At 57.8% G+C, this 19,931-nt stretch carries 24 protein-coding genes; all 24 read left to right on the top strand.

The genetic code is table 11. The annotated features are described in order from the left end of the window. Nucleotides 1–738 (top strand): 3-oxoacyl-[acyl-carrier-protein] reductase, encoded by a 738-nt coding sequence (fabG, locus tag ABJH13_RS12670; protein WP_348406576.1) that lies wholly within the window; start codon nucleotides 1–3, stop codon nucleotides 736–738. Between the two features lie 251 nt (nucleotides 739–989). Then, nucleotides 990–1,223, top strand: a complete 234-nt coding sequence (locus tag ABJH13_RS12665; RefSeq protein ID WP_348406575.1) for an acyl carrier protein — start codon at nucleotides 990–992, stop codon at nucleotides 1,221–1,223. Between the two features lie 164 nt (nucleotides 1,224–1,387). Beyond that, complete coding sequence (locus tag ABJH13_RS12660; RefSeq protein ID WP_348406574.1) at nucleotides 1,388–1,921, top strand: GNAT family N-acetyltransferase; 534 nt, start codon at nucleotides 1,388–1,390, stop codon at nucleotides 1,919–1,921. Between the two features lie 91 nt (nucleotides 1,922–2,012). After that, nucleotides 2,013–3,272, top strand: a complete 1,260-nt coding sequence (gene fabF, locus ABJH13_RS12655; RefSeq protein WP_348406573.1) for a beta-ketoacyl-ACP synthase II — start codon at nucleotides 2,013–2,015, stop codon at nucleotides 3,270–3,272. Beyond that, the gene (gene mltG / locus ABJH13_RS12650) at nucleotides 3,272–4,423 is read left to right on the top strand and encodes an endolytic transglycosylase MltG (RefSeq protein WP_348406572.1); all 1,152 of its coding nucleotides are present in this window, start codon (nucleotides 3,272–3,274) and stop codon (nucleotides 4,421–4,423) included. Before fabF ends, mltG begins: the two co-directional genes overlap by 1 nt. A 144-nt stretch (nucleotides 4,424–4,567) precedes the next feature. After that, complete coding sequence (locus tag ABJH13_RS12645; protein ID WP_348406571.1) at nucleotides 4,568–5,092, top strand: GNAT family N-acetyltransferase; 525 nt, start codon at nucleotides 4,568–4,570, stop codon at nucleotides 5,090–5,092. A 247-nt stretch (nucleotides 5,093–5,339) separates the two neighbouring features. After that, complete coding sequence (locus tag ABJH13_RS12640; protein WP_348406570.1) at nucleotides 5,340–5,684, top strand: hypothetical protein; 345 nt, start codon at nucleotides 5,340–5,342, stop codon at nucleotides 5,682–5,684. Nucleotides 5,685–5,736: 52 nt separating this feature from the next. Further along, a complete protein-coding gene (locus tag ABJH13_RS12635; protein WP_348406607.1) occupies nucleotides 5,737–6,963 on the top strand; it encodes a terminase family protein in 1,227 nt (408 codons plus the stop codon). Nucleotides 6,964–7,140: 177 nt separating this feature from the next. Next, nucleotides 7,141–8,319, top strand: coding sequence for a phage portal protein (locus tag ABJH13_RS12630; protein WP_348406569.1), 1,179 nt, complete (start codon nucleotides 7,141–7,143; stop codon nucleotides 8,317–8,319). Next, complete coding sequence (locus ABJH13_RS12625) at nucleotides 8,316–8,618, top strand: hypothetical protein (protein WP_348406568.1); 303 nt, start codon at nucleotides 8,316–8,318, stop codon at nucleotides 8,616–8,618. Before ABJH13_RS12630 ends, ABJH13_RS12625 begins: the two co-directional genes overlap by 4 nt. 1 nt (nucleotide 8,619) lies before the next feature. Next, nucleotides 8,620–9,021: a hypothetical protein gene (locus ABJH13_RS12620; protein ID WP_348406567.1), complete on the top strand. Its 402-nt coding sequence runs from the start codon at nucleotides 8,620–8,622 to the stop codon at nucleotides 9,019–9,021. 53 nt (nucleotides 9,022–9,074) lie between these two features. After that, nucleotides 9,075–9,632 carry an HK97 family phage prohead protease gene (locus ABJH13_RS12615; protein ID WP_348406566.1) on the top strand — a complete coding sequence of 186 codons (558 nt, stop codon included), beginning with the start codon at nucleotides 9,075–9,077 and terminating at the stop codon, nucleotides 9,630–9,632. A gap of 70 nt (nucleotides 9,633–9,702) precedes the next feature. Further along, nucleotides 9,703–10,881 (top strand): phage major capsid protein, encoded by a 1,179-nt coding sequence (locus ABJH13_RS12610; RefSeq protein WP_348406565.1) that lies wholly within the window; start codon nucleotides 9,703–9,705, stop codon nucleotides 10,879–10,881. Nucleotides 10,882–11,036: 155 nt separating this feature from the next. Next, nucleotides 11,037–11,636, top strand: a complete 600-nt coding sequence (locus tag ABJH13_RS12605; RefSeq protein ID WP_348406564.1) for a head-tail connector protein — start codon at nucleotides 11,037–11,039, stop codon at nucleotides 11,634–11,636. Next, nucleotides 11,633–11,971 (top strand): phage head closure protein, encoded by a 339-nt coding sequence (locus tag ABJH13_RS12600; protein WP_348406563.1) that lies wholly within the window; start codon nucleotides 11,633–11,635, stop codon nucleotides 11,969–11,971. Before ABJH13_RS12605 ends, ABJH13_RS12600 begins: the two co-directional genes overlap by 4 nt. Beyond that, complete coding sequence (locus ABJH13_RS12595; protein ID WP_348406562.1) at nucleotides 11,968–12,378, top strand: DUF3168 domain-containing protein; 411 nt, start codon at nucleotides 11,968–11,970, stop codon at nucleotides 12,376–12,378. Before ABJH13_RS12600 ends, ABJH13_RS12595 begins: the two co-directional genes overlap by 4 nt. A 27-nt stretch (nucleotides 12,379–12,405) precedes the next feature. Further along, on the top strand, nucleotides 12,406–12,819 hold the full coding sequence (locus ABJH13_RS12590) for a phage major tail protein, TP901-1 family (protein WP_348406561.1): 414 nt from the start codon (nucleotides 12,406–12,408) through the stop codon (nucleotides 12,817–12,819). A gap of 2 nt (nucleotides 12,820–12,821) precedes the next feature. After that, nucleotides 12,822–13,139, top strand: a complete 318-nt coding sequence (locus ABJH13_RS12585; protein WP_348406560.1) for a gene transfer agent family protein — start codon at nucleotides 12,822–12,824, stop codon at nucleotides 13,137–13,139. Then, the gene (locus tag ABJH13_RS12580; RefSeq protein ID WP_348406559.1) at nucleotides 13,136–13,345 is read left to right on the top strand and encodes a rcc01693 family protein; all 210 of its coding nucleotides are present in this window, start codon (nucleotides 13,136–13,138) and stop codon (nucleotides 13,343–13,345) included. The genes ABJH13_RS12585 and ABJH13_RS12580 overlap by 4 nt, the downstream gene beginning before the upstream one ends. After that, nucleotides 13,335–13,994 (top strand): phage tail tape measure protein, encoded by a 660-nt coding sequence (locus ABJH13_RS12575; RefSeq protein WP_348406558.1) that lies wholly within the window; start codon nucleotides 13,335–13,337, stop codon nucleotides 13,992–13,994. The genes ABJH13_RS12580 and ABJH13_RS12575 overlap by 11 nt, the downstream gene beginning before the upstream one ends. Before the next feature lie 18 nt (nucleotides 13,995–14,012). After that, complete coding sequence (locus ABJH13_RS12570; protein ID WP_348406557.1) at nucleotides 14,013–14,645, top strand: DUF2460 domain-containing protein; 633 nt, start codon at nucleotides 14,013–14,015, stop codon at nucleotides 14,643–14,645. Beyond that, on the top strand, nucleotides 14,645–15,532 hold the full coding sequence (locus ABJH13_RS12565; RefSeq protein WP_348406556.1) for a DUF2163 domain-containing protein: 888 nt from the start codon (nucleotides 14,645–14,647) through the stop codon (nucleotides 15,530–15,532). Before ABJH13_RS12570 ends, ABJH13_RS12565 begins: the two co-directional genes overlap by 1 nt. Further along, nucleotides 15,529–15,975 carry a peptidase gene (locus ABJH13_RS12560; RefSeq protein ID WP_348406555.1) on the top strand — a complete coding sequence of 149 codons (447 nt, stop codon included), beginning with the start codon at nucleotides 15,529–15,531 and terminating at the stop codon, nucleotides 15,973–15,975. Before ABJH13_RS12565 ends, ABJH13_RS12560 begins: the two co-directional genes overlap by 4 nt. Continuing rightward, the gene (locus tag ABJH13_RS12555) at nucleotides 15,975–19,916 is read left to right on the top strand and encodes a glycoside hydrolase TIM-barrel-like domain-containing protein (protein ID WP_348406554.1); all 3,942 of its coding nucleotides are present in this window, start codon (nucleotides 15,975–15,977) and stop codon (nucleotides 19,914–19,916) included. Before ABJH13_RS12560 ends, ABJH13_RS12555 begins: the two co-directional genes overlap by 1 nt. Nucleotides 19,917–19,931 lie beyond the last annotated feature (15 nt).

Raw genomic sequence — 19,931 nt, 5'->3', positions numbered from 1 at the left:
ATGTTTGATCTGACAGGAAAGACCGCGTTGATCACCGGCGCATCGGGCGGCATTGGTGCCGATATTGCGCGCCAGTTACATGGGGCGGGGGCCACGGTTGGGGTCTCTGGCACACGGGTTGCGCCGCTAGAGGCGTTGGCCGCTGAATTGGGCGGGCGTGCGCATGTGTTGCCTTGCAATCTTAGTGACGCCGATGCGGTTGCGGCCTTGCCCAAGCAGGCCGCCGAGGCGATGGGGTCGGTGGATATTTTGGTCAACAACGCAGGCATCACGCGCGACAATCTGTTTATGCGGATGTCGGATGAAGAGTGGCAGTCGGTTTTGGATGTGAACCTGACGGCGACCTTCAAGCTGTGCAAGGGCGTGATGCGGGGCATGATGAAGGCCCGCTGGGGCCGGATTGTGAACATTTCGTCGATCGTTGGGGCCACGGGCAATCCGGGTCAGGCCAATTATGCAGCGTCAAAGGCGGGTATGATCGGCATGTCCAAGAGCCTCGCCTATGAGGTGGCCAGCCGCGGCATTACCGTGAATGCGGTGGCGCCCGGATTTATCGAAACCGCAATGACCGACAAACTAACGGACGACCAGAAATCTGGCATCATGGGGCAAATTCCCGCCGGTCGCATGGGGACACCCGCCGAAATCGCCGGGGCGGTGCTGTATCTGGCCAGCCCAGAGGCAGGGTATCTGACCGGGACCACCTTGCATGTGAATGGCGGCATGGCCATGTTGTAAATCTGATCTGCGCCGCCCAACCTTAGCGTGCACAATGCGTTTGCCATCTGTGTCGCGTGTGCTAAAGGGGGCGCAGAATCTTAACCTGCTGTGTCGTATGTGGCATTCAGGTTGGTGTGAAACAGCACAATAACAGGTGTGCTGAACAAGACAGAGCCGCCCCTTTGGGGCAAAGGTTTGTGGTTTTGCCGGTTGGTGGGCTACGAACAACCGAAAGGGGCCAATTAGGCCCAAACGAATGAGGGATTACTATGAGCGACATCGCAGATCGTGTGAAGAAAATTGTTGTAGAGCACTTGGGTGTTGAAGAGGGCAAAGTGACTGAAAACGCTTCGTTCATCGACGACCTGGGCGCAGACAGCCTTGACACTGTTGAGCTAGTGATGGCCTTCGAAGAAGAATTTGGTATCGAGATCCCGGATGATGCGGCTGAGACCATTCAGACGTTTGGCGATGCGGTTAAATTCATCACCGAAGCGTCCTGATTTTAGTCGGGACTTCCCGAAACGGATCATTCAAAGGCGTCTTTCCGCAAGGAGGGGCGCCTTTTTGGTGGAAGGTCTCGCTCGGGGGTTGAAATAGGGCGCTGTGTTGCGCAATTCTGTGACGAGACGGCGGCAAGCCGCGAGTTAAGAGCCGAGGCTGCGATATGTCGCGCACGATACCCACCATCAACACGTCGCGATTAACGTTGCGCGGCATGCGGCCCGAGGATTTTCGGCGCTATGCCGATATTTGGGCGATGCCGGAGGTTGTCGCGCATATTAACGGCGAACCTTGGCCGCGGTCCAAGGCGTGGGATGCGTTCTTGCGCAATGCGGGGCACTGGCAGATCACCGGTTTTGGCCAGTGGGGGATCCACCGACACCGCGAACCAGAGATGGCGGGGCAGGTTGGGTTTTTCTATGCCAAGCGGGATCTGGGCGAGGATTTTGATAATTTTCCCGAAGCGGGGTGGGTGTTGTGCCCGCAGGCGCACGGTCAAGGGTTGGGCATGGAGGCTGCGCGGGCGGCGCATGACTGGTTTGACCGGGTGATTACGGGCCGGTTGGTGTGTCTGATTGAGCCCGAGCACACCGCGTCACTGCGCATTGCGCAGGCGATGGGCTATGAATTGATCCGAGAAACCGAATACGCGGGCGCGCAGGTCATGCTTTTGGCGCGCAAAGGCCCGCCACAATAATTTCCTTGCAGTGCATGTGCGGGCGCAGCGCTCTTGCATCAAAACCGTCGGGCACTGTATGGGGGGACACGAATTGGGAAGGGGCATTGCGATGCGCAGAGTAGTTGTCACAGGGTTGGGTCTCGTGACCCCATTGGCCGACGGTGTCGAGGCAAGCTGGTCACGGATATTGGATGGTCAGTCGGGCGCGGGCCCGATCACGGGGTTTGACCCCAGCAAGCTGGTCACGCAATACGCGTGCGAGGTGCCGTTGGGCGATGGGTCCGACGGAACATTCAACGCCAACACCTATATGGCGCCTAAAGATCAGCGCAAAGTGGATACGTTTATCCTGTTTGGGTTGGCCGCAGCGCAGCAAGCTGTCGAAGATGCGGGATGGCAGCCTCAGGATCGCGAGAGCCTTGAGCGGACCGGTGTTTTGATTGGATCGGGTATTGGGGGTCTGAATTCGATCGCCAACACCGCCGTCATGATGCACGAAAAGGGGCCGCGCCGGGTGTCGCCTTTCTTTGTTCCGGGTGCTTTGATCAATTTGATCTCGGGTCAGGTGTCGATCAAATACGGGTTCAAGGGGCCGAACCATTCGGTGGTGACGGCCTGTTCGACGGGCGCGCATGCCATTGGCGATGCGAGCCGTTTGATCCAACATGGGGATGCCGAAGTGATGATTGCAGGCGGGGCTGAGGCCGCGATCTGCGAGATTGGGATTGCCGGGTTTAACGCCTGTAAGGCGCTAAGCACCAAGCGTGGCGATGACCCCAAGAGCGCCAGCCGGCCCTATGATAACGACCGGGACGGGTTTGTTATGGGCGAAGGTGCGGGCGTTGTCGTGCTAGAGGAATATGAGCACGCCAAGGCGCGCGGTGCCAAGATTTATGCCGAGGTGTTGGGGTATGGGTTGTCGGGCGACGCCTACCACATCACCGCGCCATCTGAGGATGGTGAGGGCGGCGAGCGGTCTATGCGGGCGGCGCTGAAGAACGCCGGGCTTGAACCTAAAGACATCGATTATATCAACGCGCATGGCACGTCGACCATGGCGGATACGATCGAGTTGGGCGCGGTAGAGCGGATGTTGGGTGAGCATGCGGGCAATGTGACCATGTCGTCGACCAAATCGGCCACGGGGCATTTGTTGGGTGCTGCGGGGGCGATTGAGGCGATCTTTTCGATCCTTGCGATCCGCGATTCTGTGGCTCCGCCGACGATCAACCTGGACAACCCTGCCGTTGAGACAGCGATTGATCTGGCCCCCAATGCCAAGCGTGAGCGTGAGGTGAATGTGGCGTTGTCGAATTCGTTTGGGTTTGGCGGCACCAATGCGAGCGTTCTCTTTGGGAAAGTCAGCTAATGTGGCGGCATATCGCATCTAATGCGGTGACGATGCTGATCGTTGTGTTGTTTCTGATGGGCGGCGTCATCCTGTGGGGCAAGGGCCAGTATGAGGCGGACGGTCCGTTGGCGCAGGCGATTTGTCTGGATGTGCCCAGTGGGACCAACATGCGCCGTGTCAGCGTTGATCTAGAAGCGCAGGGCGCGGTGAGTTCGTCGACGATTTTCCGGGTGGGTGCGGATTATGCCGACAAGACCAGCCAGTTGAAGGCGGGTAGCTATTTGGTGGATCCGGGCGCGTCGATGCAAGAGATCGTTGATGTGGTCACGCGCGGCGGGGCCAGTACGTGTGGCACCGAAGTGGTGTACCGGATTGGTGTGAACCGGTTGGGGGTGCAGGTTCGCGAGCTTGATCCTCAGACTAACAGGTTTGTTGAGCAGGCGAGCTTTACCCCGGCAGAGGGCGAGACGTCGGTATTGTACACCGAGAGAAAAGCCGAAGCGGATACGCGGTTTCGGGTGGCGTTGGCCGAGGGTGTGACCAGCTGGCAGGTGGTTGAGAGCCTGAAGGCGATGGATGTATTGGAAGGGTCTGTGGGCGCGTTGCCGCCTGAGGGGTCTTTGGCGCCTGACAGCTATGAGGTGCGTCCGGGCGACAATCGGGGCGATATTATTGCCCGCATGCAGGCCGCCCAAGAGTTGCGCGTGGCGCAGGCGTGGTTGAACCGGGATGAGGGATTGCCGGTTGAGACCCCCGAAGAGTTGTTGGTGCTGGCGTCTATCATTGAGAAAGAAACCGGTGTTGCGGGAGAGCGCGGGCAGGTGGCCAGCGTTTTTGTGAACCGGTTGAACCGCGGCATGCGGCTGCAGACGGACCCTACGGTGATTTACGGTGTGACCGAGGGGCAGGGTGTTTTGGGGCGCGGATTGCGCCAGAGCGAGCTGCGTGCTGCGACCCCGTGGAATACCTATGTGATTGAAGGGTTGCCACCCACACCGATTGCCAACCCCGGGGCTGCAAGCCTTGAGGCGGCGGCGCGGCCGTTGGAGACAGAGTACATCTTTTTCGTGGCGGATGGTACGGGTGGTCACGCGTTTGCGGTGACATTGGATGAGCACAACCGCAACGTGGCGCGGTGGCGCGAGATTGAGGCTGACCGGGCGAACTGACGCATGCGTTGGTCGGACTGTTGAAGGTGCGGTTTTTGGGTTTTGTGAAAGCGGCCGATTGATTGGTGCAGGGGTGGGTTTTGTGATGGTGTGTGCCGTGCCGCTGCGTATTGTCTTGTAGACACTGCCCGACAGGAACGCGATATGAACGGACCTTTGACATCTGCGCCAACTCTTGAGACGGAGCGCCTCACCCTACGCGGGCCTCAGGAAGACGACCTACCCGAGTTTACGCATTTTGTGACCCGTTCGCCTAGGATGCAAGCCCAAGGGGAAACAGGCAGCCCAGAACAGGCGTGGTTTGGTTTTTTGATCGCGATTGGTCACTGGCAATGGCATGGCTTTGGGTTTTTCACGTTGGTGGAACGTCAAGGGAGCCGTCCTGTTGGCCGTGTTGGATTGCTTAAGCATTCAAATTGGCCCGAGGTTGAATTGGCGTGGCATCTTTTTGACGGTGCGGAGGGCAATGGATATGCGACCGAAGCGGGGCAGGCCGTTCGGAACTGGGCGTATCGCGCCCATGGCTTTGACCAATTGGTCAGCTATATCGGTTGCGGCAACCATCGGTCGCAAGCGGTTGCGAAACGTCTGGGTGCACGGACGGATGGGACACGTGCGGTTCATGAACCAGATGCAGAAATTTGGGTGCATCTTTCTGGCGCGGTTTGATTGGTGTACAGGTAGATCCCTGCGGTGTTTTACATGCTGTGACGGGGGTCTGAGCGGGGAAAACGTTAATGGCACCGTACGGTCGCAAACTCCCCCTGACTTGAAAATCCTTGACTTTGCGTACGGTTACACGTATAACTTGTGACATGCTAGAAGAAGTGGGCAAACGACCCCGGGAGTGATCCCGTCGGGTCGTTTTTTCGTTTCTCTCGTGCGGAGACTACGCGCATGAGAGGTATAAACCTGAATGACTTTAATCACCCTGGAGCACGTAGAGTCGCAAACCGAAGACCTGCTAAAGTCGGTCATCGGTTCCGTCAGAGATTTGCGTAAAGAACTCGAAGATCTAAGAAAACGAGTCCGCGATACTGATGGTGCAGTGACGGCACAGGGCTCCAAGACAGTGACACAAGCTGTGTCGCTTCTTGAGACCTGTCAAAAAGTGGAGAACCGCCTTGTCGAATGCCAAAGCAAACATGCAGGTATCGCCCACGGGGGCTATGCCCTCGATCTCGAGAGAGCACGGGCTACGATTGGGAGCAAGCTGGATCGGCTCCGCTGCACGCGATCTGCAGATACAATTTCTGAATGAACTTGATGAGGGAGAGCTTTTAGCTCTCCCTTTTTTGTTCGAGTTCTGGGCGATGGAGCATCAGGTGCCGCCAGAGGGAGACTGGCGGTCCTGGGTTATCATGGGCGGACGCGGCGCGGGTAAGACGCGCGCCGGGTCTGAGTGGGTACGAGCGCAGGTAGAGGGCGCGCGGCCCATGGACGAAGGGCGTGCGCGGCGCGTGGCCCTTGTGGGCGAGACGTTTGATCAAGTCCGCGAAGTTATGATTTTTGGCGACAGTGGCATATTGGCCTGTTCGCCGCCGGACCGGCGCCCCACATGGGAAGCCGGCCGTAAGAGGCTGGTGTGGCCCAATGGGGCCGTGGCCAGCGTGCATTCTGCGTTTGACCCTGAGGGGTTGCGCGGGCCGCAGTTTGATGCAGCCTGGGTGGATGAGTTGGCCAAGTGGAAGAAGGCCGAGGGCACCTGGGATATGTTGCAATTTGCCTTGCGTCTTGGGGACAAACCGCAGGTGTGTGTGACAACCACGCCGCGCAACGTGGGCGTGTTGAAGGATTTGTTGAAATCGCCGTCAACGGTGACCACGCAGGCCCCAACGGAGGCGAATGCGGTCAATCTGGCGGCGTCGTTTTTGGACGAGGTGCGGGCGCGGTATGACGGCACCCGTTTGGGGCGTCAGGAATTGGATGGCGTTTTGTTGGAAGACGCGGAGGGCGCGTTGTGGACGTCTGCAGGGATCGAAGGGTGCCGGGTGCGACGTGCGCCGGATTTGGACCGGATCGTTGTGGCGTTGGACCCTGCGACCACGGGGGGCGCTGGGTCAGATGAATGTGGGATCGTGGTGGCGGGGGTGCGCATGAGCGGCCCGCCGCAGGATTGGCGTGCGGTGGTCATGGCCGATTGCACCATTGCGGGGGCGTCGCCTGCCGGGTGGGCGCGGGCTGCGATTTCGGCGATGGAGCAGTATGGTGCGGATCGGTTGGTGGCTGAGGTCAACCAAGGCGGTCAGATGGTCGCCGAGGTGTTGCGTCAGGTTGATCCGTTGGTGCCCTACAAGGGGGTGCATGCCAGTCGCGGCAAGGTCGCGCGCGCAGAACCCGTTGCGGCGTTATACGAGCAGGGGCGGGTGAAACACATGTCGGGGCTGGATGATCTGGAAGATCAGATGTGCCGCATGACGTTGCACGGCTACGAGGGCAAGGGATCGCCTGACAGGGTGGATGCCCTTGTGTGGGCGTTGCATGAATTGATGATTGAGCCGGCCGCGAAATGGCGGGCTCCGCGCGTACGGTCCCTTTAAGGGTTCGGTAGGGTTTGCGTTTGCGCCTTGTTCCTAAGGGGATGAGGCAGCGTACGGTCTCTTTCAATCTATTAAATCTGATTATCACATTATCGAGGCAGCAAGATCAGCCCCGCCACGCAGATCTTTAGCGCGGCCGGTTTTGGCATGCGGGCGATCACATGAGGAGCAAACGACATGGTTTTTGACTTTCTAAAGCGCGGTGCAGTGACCGAAGCGCCCGAGCAGAAAGCGAGCGCCACCGGGCCTGTCGTGGCCTATCAGACGTCGGGCCGTGTGGCCTGGAGCCCGCGGGATGCGGTCTCTTTGACGCGGACGGGGTTTTCGAGCAATCCGGTGGGCTTTCGGTCGGTCAAGTTGATCGCTGAAGCGGCTGCGGCGTTGCCGTTGGTGTTGCAAGACACCGAGCAGCGTTACGATGTGCATCCGGTGATTGATCTGGTGACGCGTCCGAACCCTGCACAGGGCCGTGCGGAGCTGCTAGAGGCGCTGTATGCGCAGATGTTGTTGACCGGGAACGGCTATATTGAGGCGGTGACCGATGACGCCGCGCTGCCGGTAGAATTGCACGTGTTGCGGTCTGATCGTATGAGCGTTGTCCCCGGCAGTGATGGTTGGCCTGTTGCGTATGAATATGCGGTGGGCGGGCGCAAGCATCGGTTTGATGCCACTGGGCCGCAGGTGCCGGTGTGCCATATCAAAAATTTCCACCCGCAGGACGATCATTACGGGTTCAGCCCGATGCAGGCGGCGGCGATGGCTGTGGATGTGCACAATTCGGCGAGCCGGTGGTCTAAGGCGCTGCTGGACAATGCGGCGCGTCCGTCGGGGGCGATTATTTATCGCGGCACCGATGGGCAAGGGACGATGGCCTCGGATCAGTATGAACGTTTGGTCAGTGAAATGGAGAGCCATCATCAGGGCGCGCGCAATGCAGGTCGCCCGATGTTGTTAGAAGGCGGGTTGGATTGGAAGCCTATGGGGTTTTCGCCTTCGGACATGGAATTTCAAAAGAGCAAGGATGCCGCAGCGCGTGAGATTGCCTTGGCCTTTGGGGTGCCGCCGATGTTGTTGGGCATTCAGGGGGACGCTACCTATGCGAATTACCAAGAGGCCAATCGCGCGTTTTATCGTCTGACGGTTTTGCCATTGGCGACCCGTGTGACGGCGGCATTGGCGCATTGGATTGCGAATTACACCGGCGCGCAATTGTTGTTGAAACCTGATCTGGATCAGGTGCCTGCGTTGGCTGCTGAACGTGATGCGCAGTGGAACCGCGTTGCGAACGCTGACTTTCTGACAGACGCCGAGAAACGCGCGTTGTTGGGGCTGCCGGTTGAGGGTGGCGCCACGTGAGCGCACAGAACAAACGGCCGACGAGCCAACACGTTGTCTATCCGTTTGACGATTTCGAGAGCGTCTTTCAACGGATCGATCAGCGGATCATGGCGATTGAACGGACAACTGTTTTGTTGGAGCGCGAGTTGGCTGTGAGCGAGGAAAAACGCAAGTTTTTCGAGCAACGTTTTAACCGTGTCGACACGCGACTGGACCGGATTGATGGGCTTATCTCGCGGTTGGTTTGGTTGATCATCGCGGCGATCCTGGGCGGCTTTATGTCGTTCGTCATGAAGGGGGCGATGTTGGGTGTGTAACATGGGTTTTGTGATGCGTGCGTCGGTATTGTTGGCGCTTTGTATGGCGCTGGCACCGGTGGTGCTGACGGTTGGGCCATACTTGGAGAACCGGTTCTTTCCGGTGCTTCGTGGGCCGCAGATTTTGATCGAAGAGGCTGGATCAAACGGTGTCAGCTTCTTTGTGCGGCTCCACAAACTGCGCCCGTGCACCTTTGAGGGTGTGGTTTGGTACGCGGATGACGTGCAGATGCCCGTCGACATTGCGCCAAGCACCGGTGACGCACGGTCTCGCCCGCTTGACGGACCTTATGCGGGCCTTTGGTTGGTGCGGGGGGTGCAGACCACCACCGGCAGCCGGGCCTACGTTTATCATCGTTGCCACCCGTTATGGGTGACGATCACCGAATTCTACACAAGTTGACGGGTGTGCCCCCAAATCGGGCCGCGCTGCACCCCTTAGTCAGGAGAGTGACCATGGATATTGACACCGGATTAGAACGCAAGTTTGCCCGTTTTGGCAGCACCCTTGAGGTTGAAGATGGCTGTGTCATCAGCGGATATGCAAGCCTGTTTGGGGCTGTAGATCAGGGCAATGATGTCGTAGATACAGGGGCTTATGCCGCGTCGTTGGCGGCGTTGGCAGCCAAAGGCACCAAGGTCAAGATGCTATGGCAGCATGACCCGACCCAGCCTATCGGCATTTGGGACGAGGTGCGTGAGGATGGCAAGGGGCTTTGGGTCAAGGGGCGTTTGCTGGACAGTGTGGCCAAGGGCCGCGAGGCTGCTGCGCTGATTGAGGCCGGGGCCATTGACGGGCTGTCCATCGGGTACCGGACCCGGAAAGCCACCAAGAATTCCAAGGGCCAACGGCTCTTGCAGGAACTGGAGCTTTGGGAGGTGTCGTTGGTGACCTTTCCAATGCTGCCCAGTGCACGGGTTGCGGGCAAGTCGGAGGATACCGATTTTGACTGCTCCCTGCGCGACATGGCCGCCGTCTTTGCCGATGCGCGTGCTGATCTGGCACGCCGTTAACGCGCTGCTGTCGTCCCGGTCGCACGACGGGTTCGTGTGACCCAAACATTACCACTTTGAGGAACTGCCAATGAGCAAGACCGAACGCAAGGCGGCGGGCGGGGAAGGTTTGTCCCCCGCTGAGGAAATCAGACATGCTGTGACTGGGTTTGTCACTGATTTCAAAAGCTTCCGAGATGATATTGAGACAAAACTTCAACAAACAGAAGAGCGAATGACTATGCTGGATCGTAAGACATTTACCCCACAACGCAGCCCTCTTGGCGGCGCCACAGATGCCGGTGCACCGCATCAAAAAGCCTTTAACGCCTATCTGCGTTCTGGCGATGATGACGGTTTGCGCGGTCTCGAGATTGATGTGAAATCGCTATCGACTGCGGTTAATTCCGATGGCGGTTATCTGGTGGACCCACAGACGTCAGCGACTGTTAGTTCGGTTCTGAATGCGACGGCGTCGATCCGGTCAATTGCGGCTGTGGTCAATGTTGAGGCCACGTCATATGACGTGCTGGTTGATCACACGGATGTTGGCGCCGGTTGGGCTACCGAAAGCGGCACCACAGCCGAGGCAGACACGCCCCAGATTGACCGGATCACGATCCCCTTGCATGAGCTGAGCGCATTGCCAAAGGCATCGCAACGTTTGCTGGATGACAGTGCGTTTGATATCGAGACATGGTTGGCCGGGCGCATTGCGGACAAATTTGCACGCGCTGAGGCGGCTGCATTCGTGGGCGGCGATGGCGTGGATAAACCCAAGGGGTTTTTGACGCATGCTTCTGTCGACAATGACGTCTGGGCGTGGGGCAACCTTGGGTATGTGCCCACCGGCATTAATGGTGGTCTGACGGCGGATGCGATCATTGATTTGGTCTATGCCTTGGGGGCCGAATATCGCGCAAATGCGACGTTTGTGATGAATTCGAAAACCGCGGGTCTGGTGCGCAAGCTTAAAGACAACGATGGCCGCTTTTTGTGGTCAGACGGTTTGGCCGCGGCGGAACCTGCGCGGTTGTTGGGATACCCTGTGCTGATCGCTGAAGATATGCCTGATGCAAGCAAGGATGCCACGGCGATTGCCTTTGGTGATTTTGCAACCGGTTACACCATTGCGGAACGTCCTGACTTGCGTGTCCTGCGGGACCCATTCAGCGCCAAACCGCATGTTCTGTTTTACGCCACAAAGCGTGTTGGCGGTGATGTCAGTGATTTCGCCGCGATCAAGCTGCTGAAATTCGGCAACTCCTAAGGGAGGTGCCGACACCGGCGCGGAGATATCTTCGCGCCGGGCCGGGTGCGCGCCGGAACGTTTGTGTTGTCTAGCTGCTCCCCTCCGACCGAGCAATGCAGATGGGTGCGCGCCCGGTTTCATGGTGGTGGAGCAAAACGAATTGGAGACGTTCGATGATGTTGATCGAAGAAACGACGGTGCCGGATACGGCCCTACCGGTTGAAGAATTCAAAGCGCATTTGCGACTGGGCACCAGCTTTGGTCAGGATACTGCGCAAGACGAGGTGTTGGCTGGGTTTTTGCGTGCTGCCATGGCGGCCATTGAATCGCGCACCGGAAAGATATTGATGACCCGACCGTTCAGCTGGTCGCTGACCTTTTGGCGTGACCGCGATACTCAAGTGCTGCCGGTCGCGCCGATTTCGGGGCTGACGCGTCTATTGGTTGTGGCTCGGGACGGGACAACAACGCAGGTCGATGCGAGCCAGTATTGGTTGGAACGTGACAGTCAGCGCCCCCGTGTTCGGGCGGTTGGAGCCTGTTTGCCGATGATCCCGCAGGGCGGATCTGCGGTATTTGAATTTGAGGCGGGCTATGGGGCTGCGTGGGTGGATTTGCCGGCAGATATGCGCCAGGCGGTTTTGTTGCTGGCGGCCCATTATTATGAATACCGCGATGAGACAGCCGTCAGCGATGGCAGCATGCCTTTTGGTGTTAGCAGTCTGATCGAGCGCTACAAGGTCCTGCGGATGGGGCCGGGGGCGGTCCGATGACAACGCCGCGTCTGAACCGCAGGTTGCTTCTTGAAGCGCCGCAACGGTTGTCGGATGGCGCCGGTGGTTATGTCGAAACCTGGCAGGCTCTTGGTACGGTCTGGGCGCAGATAACGCCGAGATCTGGGCGCGAAACGGCGCAGCCCATCGCCGCCATGTCAAAGATGAGTTACCGGATTTTAGTGCGCGGCGCGCCTGTCGGAGACGCACAGCGCCCTGCACCCGATCAACGATTTCGGGAGGGCGAACGGTTGTTTACCATTCAGGCCGTGGCCGAGAATGACGCCAACGGACGGTTTCTGACGTGCTTTGCAACTGAGGAGGTCGCGGTATGAGCTATGCTATGTCAGGCGCGTTACAGGCGGCTATCTTTGACGCGTTGATCGCTGATGCGGCGGTGACCAACCTGATCGGAGGGCACGTTTATGACGCTGTCCCCTCAGGCGAGGTGCCCGAGACATATGTCAGTCTTGGCCGCGAGCAGGTGCGTGATGCGTCTGATCAAACGGGTAACGGTGCGCTGCACGATCTGGAGATCGCCGTGATCACCACACAGCCCGGATTTGCGGGTGCAAAGGCAGTGGCTGCCGCGATTTCAGACCGGTTGCAGGATGCGGATCTTACATTAAGCCGCGGACGTCTTGTGTTTCTGAAATTTCTACGCGCCGAAGCCAAACGCGTTGACGCCAACACGGGCCGTTCAATTCGCATGCGGTTTCGCGCGCGGGTTGATGCCGAATAATTTTTATTTCACACGAGGAGAGAACCCATGGGGGCTCAGAACGGAAAAGACCTTTTGATCAAGGTTGATATGACGGACAGCGGCACGTTCACCACGTTGGCGGGTCTGCGTGCCACGCGGGTGAGCTTTAACGCCGAAACAATCGATGTGACGACCCTAGAGAGCCAAGGCGGCTGGCGCGAGCTGTTGTCGGGTGCTGGCGTGCGGTCAGTTTCGATCAGTGGATCGGGGGTTTTCCGGGATGCGGATACCGATGAGCGTGCGCGTCAGTTGTTTTTTGATGGCGAGGCCCCGAATTTTCAAGTGGTGATCCCTGATTTTGGTGTTGTCGAGGGGCCGTTTCAGGTGACGTCGATTGAATATGGCGGCAGTCACAATGGCGAGGCAACGTATGAGTTGTCTTTGGCCAGCGCGGGTGTCTTGAGCTTTACGGCGATCTGATCATGGCAAATCCCTGGAGGGGCGATGTCGCCTTGGTGATCGACGGGCAGACACAGGTCATGCGTCTGACATTGGGCGCTTTGGCGGAACTAGAGACCGTGATGGTTTCGGATTCGTTGATGGCCATGGTGCAACGATTTGAGAGCAGCAATTTCACCAGCAACGATGTGTTGGCCTTGCTGCGTGCGGGTTTGCGCGGGGGCAGGTGCGATGTGTCTGATGAGGCGTTGCTGCATGCAGAGATCGAAGGGGGGCCGCTTGCGGCGGCGCGCGCAGCTGCGGAGCTGTTGGCGCGGGCCTTTACGGTGCCTCAGCCGTGACGCGATTGGATTGGCCAGCGTTGATGCGTGTCGGGCTGCTGGGAATGCGGCTGGAACCTGATGTGTTCTGGGCCCTTACGCCGGCGGAATTGCAGATGATGCTAGGCGATCCGAGCACGTCGGGGCCGCTTTTGAGTACGGGACTGGAAGCGCTGATGGCGGCCTATCCGGACAATGATGACAAGGACGATGGCGATGACGGATGACAGCGGTTTTGACGATTTTGAGGCGCGGGCCGATGGGTTAAATGAAACCCTGGGGCAGACCAGTGTTCTGGTGTCCGGCTTTGACAGTGAATTGCAGCGGATGAAAACCTCGCTGGCGGCCACGGGGCGCGATATTGCGGTGTTGGAGCGCGGATTGTCGAGCGGGCTGCGCAAGGCGTTTGACGGTGTGGTTTTTGATGGCCTGAGCTTGTCAGGGGCGTTGGATACTTTGGCCAATAGCTTGGTGAATACTGCCTATAATGCGGCCATCACGCCAGTGACCAAACAGGTTGGCGGGATCCTTGCACAGGGCGTTGATGGGCTGTTGGGTAACATTTTGCCTTTTGCCGATGGTGCGCCCTTTAGCCAAGGCCGCGTGATGCCTTTTGCCACAGGCGGTGTCGTCAGCGGGGCCACCCCCTTTGGGATGCGGGGCGGTATGGGCGTTATGGGTGAGGCAGGGCCAGAAGCCATCATGCCGCTGGCACGTGGTCCTGACGGTAAATTGGGTGTGCGCGGAGCCGGTGGAGGCGGGCAGTCTATCGTGATGAACATCTCAACCCCTGACGTGCAGGGGTTCCAGCGCAGCCAAGGCCAGATCGCCGCGCAAATGTCACGTGCCCTTGGGCGCGGCCAACGCAATCGCTAGTTTTAGGGGAGCATATCGATGCAGTTTCATGAAGTGAGATTTCCTGCCACGCTGAGCTTTGGGTCCGTCGGGGGGCCTGAGCGGCGTACCGACGTCGTGGCGATCAGCAACGGGTTCGAGGAGCGCAATTCGCCGTGGGCACATTCGCGCCGTCGGTATGATGCCGGTATGGGAATGCGATCCTTGGATGATATCGAGACGTTGATCGCGTTTTTCGAGGCCCGGTTCGGGCAGTTGTATGCCTTTCGGTGGAAGGATTGGTCGGATTATCGGTCTGCCAAACCGTCTGCGGATGTGACTGCGTTTGATCAAGTGATTGGTACAGGCGATGGCACACAAACAGTGTTTTCATTAACCAAGACCTATCATTCGGGGCGCTACGGCTACGTCCGGCCGATCAATAAGCCGGTGTCGGGGAGCGTTTTGGTAGGTGTTGATGAGGTCTCTTTGGTGGAGACCAGTGATTTTTCGGTCGACGACACGACGGGTGTTGTCACCTTTGCGAAAGCGCCTGCTGCGGATGTGTCTGTTACGGCGGGTTTCGAGTTCGACGTGGCCGTGCGGTTCGACACGGACCGCATTCAGACCAGTATGGCGAGCTTTCAAGCGGGCGAAGTGCCCAATGTCCCCGTTGTAGAGGTGCGGATCTGATGCCGGGTATGGATGCAGGACTACAGGCCCACCTTGAAGGCGGCCTGACCACGGTGGCGCACGCATGGGCGATCACCCGTAAAGACGGCGTGGTATTGGGGTTTACCGATCATGACCGAGACCTTGACTTTGCTGGTGTGGCGTTTCGCGCGGACACGGGGCTGAGCGCATTGGCGCTGTCTCAAAGTACCGGTTTGTCGGTGGATAACACCGAAGCACTGGGCGCGCTAAGTGATCTGTCTATCCGGGAAGACGAGATTGAGCAGGGCCGGTTTGATGATGCGGAAGTACGCGCGTGGTTGGTCAACTGGCAAGATACATCGCAGCATTGGCTGCAATTTCGCGGCACGATCGGCGAATTGCGTCGTGCAGATGGTGGGTTTCAGGCGGAACTGCGTGGCCAAACCGAGATGTTAAATCAGCCACTAGGGCGGGTTTACCAAACGCCATGTACAGCCGTTTTAGGGGATGCGAGCTGTGGGTTTGATCTCGCGACACCGGGCTTTTCCATCGAACTTCCGATTGAAGAGGTGCAGCAGCTACGGGTGTTTCGCTGGGAAGATTTTGGCGCATTTGATGCGGGGTGGTTTGCGCGCGGGCGTATGGAATTTATGGATGGGACCGCAACGGGCTTGTGGGGCATGATCAAACAAGACCGGTTTGAGGGATCACAAAGGGTGATCGAGCTGTGGGAACCGGTGCGCAGTGCACTGGAGGCGGGCACGATGGTGCGGCTGGTCGCAGGATGTGACAAGCGCAGTGAGACATGTCGGGCAAAATTTGCGAATTTGATCAACTTTCAAGGGTTCCCAGATGTGCCAAGTGAAGATTGGATAGCCGCAGTGCCCAAATCGACCAGCGCGAATACGGGTGGAAGTCTGAGATGAACGGGTTTCAATCGCAGATCATTTCCGAAGCGCGCAGTTGGATCGGTACGCCCTACGTTCATCAGTCTGCGATCAAGGGGGCCGGGACCGATTGCCTTGGGCTCATTCGCGGGGTGTGGTTGGCACTATATGGGGCCGAGCCTGAAGCCGTTCCGGCCTATTCGATGGATTGGTCGGAGCCGCAGGGCGAGGAGCGCTTGTGGGAGGCTGCGTTGCGGCATCTCGCAGAGAAACCTGTGCAAGAGGAGGCGCGGGCGGATGTCGTGTTGTTTCGGATGCGAAGCAATGGGGTTGCCAAACATCTTGGGGTCATCGGGGAAGTCGGGGACCGTCCGAGCTTTATTCATGCCTATTCGCAATACGGCGTCGTCGAAAGCCCACTGAGCTTTCCGTGGCGTCGCCGGATTGTTGCGCGTTTCACATTTCCTGAGGAGGCCACCTGATGGCTACGATTGTTCTTTCTGCTGTTGGTGCAGCTGTCGGTGGGTCTCTTGGGGGCACCGTTGCGGGCCTGTCTACCGCTGTGATTGGCCGCGCCGTTGGGGCGACATTGGGGCGGGTCATTGATCAGAAACTGCTGGGGGGAGGGTCTGAGGCCGTCGAGACCGGTCGGGTGGATCGCTTTCGTATTTCGAGTGTCGGAGAAGGTGAGGCACTAGCACAAGTCTATGGCCGCATGCGACTGGGTGGGCAGGTAATCTGGGCGTCAGATTTTGCCGAGACCGTTGCCGTTTCGGGCAGTTCGGGTGGTGGCAAGGGGATCCCAAGCCAACCGAGCGCGCAAACCAGTAGCTATTCGTACTCGGTCAACCTTGCGGTGGCGATCTGCGAGGGAGAGATTGGCCGGATCGGGCGTATCTGGGCGAATGGTGAAGAGGTCGCCCCTGATGACCTGAATATGCGCATTTATAAAGGTGCCGTTGATCAGCTGCCTGATCCGGCGATCGAAGCGATTGAGGGTGCTGGGACGGTTCCTGCGTATCGTGGCACGGCCTATGTTGTTTTCGAAAACCTTGCGTTGGAGCGGTTTGGTAACAGCATCCCTCAGTTTTCCTTCGAGGTGTCCCGCCCTGAACAAGAGGGTGAACCTGAAGCCGAGCTCGCACTGACATATGCGATCAAGAGCGTCGCGGTTATCCCCGGAACCGGGGAGTACGCGCTTGCGACCACCCCGGTGTATTACACCAGTGGCCCTGGCAGCCGCTGGAGCGCTAACGTGAATACGCCCACCGAAAAAACAGATTTCTCAACCTCGCTTGATGCTTTGGTGGAAGAACTGCCCAAATGTGAAGCCGCGTCGCTTGTGGTGTCATGGTTTGGTGATGATTTGCGGTGTGGTCAGTGCGATGTGCGCCCACGAGTGGCTAAAAAAGAATATGAAGGCGAAAATATGCCGTGGACGGTGGCTGGTTTGACCAGGTCCACAGCGTTGGCAATGCCTTTGGAAGATGAAAGGCCGATTTACGGCGGCACCCCGACAGATCAATCTGTGGTGCAAGCGATCCAAGCGACACATGCTGCGGGCAAGCAGGTCTTGTTTTATCCATTTATTTTGATGGACCAATTGTCTGATAATGACTTGCCTAATCCGTATGCGCCAGAGGACACACAACCATCGTTGCCATGGCGCGGGCGGATCACATTGTCTGTGGCACCTGATGTTGATGGGTCGCCTGATGGTACCGCAGAGGCGGAGTTGGAAGTGGATATGTTTTTCGGGGCGGCGGTTGCATCGGATTTCACAATTTCAGGCACGTCTGTTGGTTATGTCGGGCCGGATGAATGGTCATTTTCCCGGTTCATTTTGCACTATGCGGCGTTGTGCAAGGCGGCAGGCGGTGTAGAGGCGTTTTGCATCGGTACAGAGATGCGTGGTTTGACCCAAATTAGGGGGGCTGCAGGCCGCTTTATCGCTGTGGAACGCCTGCGAGCATTGGCGGCAGAGGTGCGTAAGATCGTAGGGTCGGGCACAAAAATCACCTATGCGGCGGATTGGAGCGAATATTTTGGATATCAGCCTCAGGATGGTTCAAATGACCGATATTTCCATCTGGACGCGCTTTGGGCCGACGAAAATATCGATTTCATAGGGATCGACAATTATATGCCGATGTCGGATTGGCGTGAAGGTGACGCGCATCTGGATGCCGAAGCCGGTGCGATCTACGATCTGGATTATTTGAGATCTAACATTGATGGCGGTGACGGCTATGATTGGTACTATGCGTCAGACGACGATGCTGCCGCACAGATCCGGACCCCGATTGAAGATGGCGCTCATGGTGAGCCATGGGTGTATCGATACAAGGATATCAAAAATTGGTGGTCCAACGCACACCACGAACGTATTGCGGGCGTAAGGTCGTCAGAGGCTACCTCTTGGGTGCCTCAGTCAAAGCCTATCTGGTTTACTGAAATCGGGTGTGCGGCAATCGATAAAGGGACCAACCAACCCAATAAATTCCTTGACATGAAGTCATCTGAAAGCAGCTTGCCGAATTTCTCAAATGGCGCGCGCGACGATTTTATTCAGGCACAATACCTGCGGGCAATGGTGTCATTCTGGGGTGACGAAACGAATAATCCGGTGTCTGAGGTATATGAGGCCCCGATGGTGAATATGGACCGTGCTTTCGTTTGGGCATGGGATGCGCGGCCTTACCCGTATTTTCCGAACAATTCCGGCTTATGGAGCGACTCTGAAAACTACGCTAGAGGTCATTGGATCAATGGGCGCACGTCTGCGCGTTCTCTTGCATCGGTCGTGGCCGAGATCTGCAGAAGAGCGGGTGTTACCGAGTTCGATACAAGTGGGCTTTATGGTACGGTGCGCGGGTATCTGGTGTCAGATGTGAATGACGCGCGCGCGTCTTTGCAACCGCTTATGTTGCAGCATTCGTTTGATGCTGTGGAGCGGGATGGGCAATTGATTTTCCGGATGCGGGGTGGTCAGACGCCGATAGCTCTCAGCCGAGATACGTTGGCACTGAGTGATGAATTGGACGGCACAGTTGAGCAATCCCGTTCGTCGCAGGCTGATATGGCGGGTCGGGTGCGATTGCGGTTTGTGCAGGCTGACGCAGAATTTGACGTGTTGGCCGAGGAAGCCGTCCTGGCAGATGAACAAACGCATTCGGTTTCTACATCCGAGATCCCGATTGTGCTAACCCGTGGAGAAGGGCGGCAAACCGCGGAACGGTGGTTGACCGAGGCGCGTGTTGCACGAGATTCTATCCGGTTTGCTTTGCCGCCGTCCTGTATGAATATGGGGGCCGGTGATGTGATCGAACTGGACGGGGATCAAGGCGAGGGCCGTGCGTTGTATCGGATTGACCGCGTAGAGCAGGGTGCCTTGCAGATCGCAGAAGCCGTTCGGATGGAACCGGATGTCTATACATCGGCAGAGATGATTGATGATGTTCCCAGCCCGCGGCCTTTTGTGCCGCCTGTTCCGGTGATGCCGCTTTTCCTCGATTTACCATTGATCAGCGGAGATGAAACGCCCAACGCGCCATATTTGGCGGTGACAGCCCAGCCGTGGCAGGGATCTGTCGCGGTGTATCGATCACCGACTGATAGCGATTTCACGTTGGTGAACCAGATTTCGGCGCGGTCGATTGTTGGGGTGAGCCAATCCGAAATGAAGGCAGCCCGACCGGGGATGCTGGATCGAGGGGCGCCTCTTGAGGTGAAATTGATCAGTGGGACGCTTAGCTCTGTGGATATGTCGGCCATGTTGAGTGGCACGAATCTTGCCGCGATCGGAGATGGCAGCCCAGACAATTGGGAGGTTTTTCAATTTTCGGGTGCTTCCCTTGTTGGTCAAGATACTTACCAAATCAACGGGCGCTTGCGAGGACAATTGGGCACGGATGGGATGATGCCGGACGTCTGGCCGGAAGGCTCTTGGTTCGTTTTATTGAATGGGTTCGCCGAACAGATTGACCTGAACCGCAGCTTGCGTCGCGTGTCGCAAACCTATCGGATTGGTCCGGCGCGGCGCCCGGTTGATGATCTGTCATATGTTCAAGACGTACAAAGCTTCAACGGAAATGGTGAGCGCCCCTATGCGCCAGCCCACCTTCGCGCGACAAAGGAGGTGGAGGGGCACATTGTAACAACATGGATCCGCCGTACACGTCTTGATGGGGACAGTTGGGATACGCTTGAAGTTCCATTGGCTGAGGAAACCGAGCTGTATATTGTCAAGGTCAGACAAGGAGACGATATTTTGCGCGAAGAAATGGTTGCGACCCCTGAATGGCGCTATATGGTTGAGGATCAGATCGCAGACGGCGTAACCGGCGCGTTCGAGCTTGATGTCGCGCAGGTTTCAGCGGCCTATGGTGCAGGTCTCACACGTAGCCTCACCGTGGCACTGTGAGCGGACGCGTTGTGC

It is taken from the genome of Roseobacter sp. (genome assembly GCF_039970775.1).
GTDB lineage: Bacteria > Pseudomonadota > Alphaproteobacteria > Rhodobacterales > Rhodobacteraceae > Roseobacter.
The sequence above is the reverse complement of the archived record's forward strand: the minus strand, read 5'-3'. Positions and strand labels throughout refer to the sequence as shown.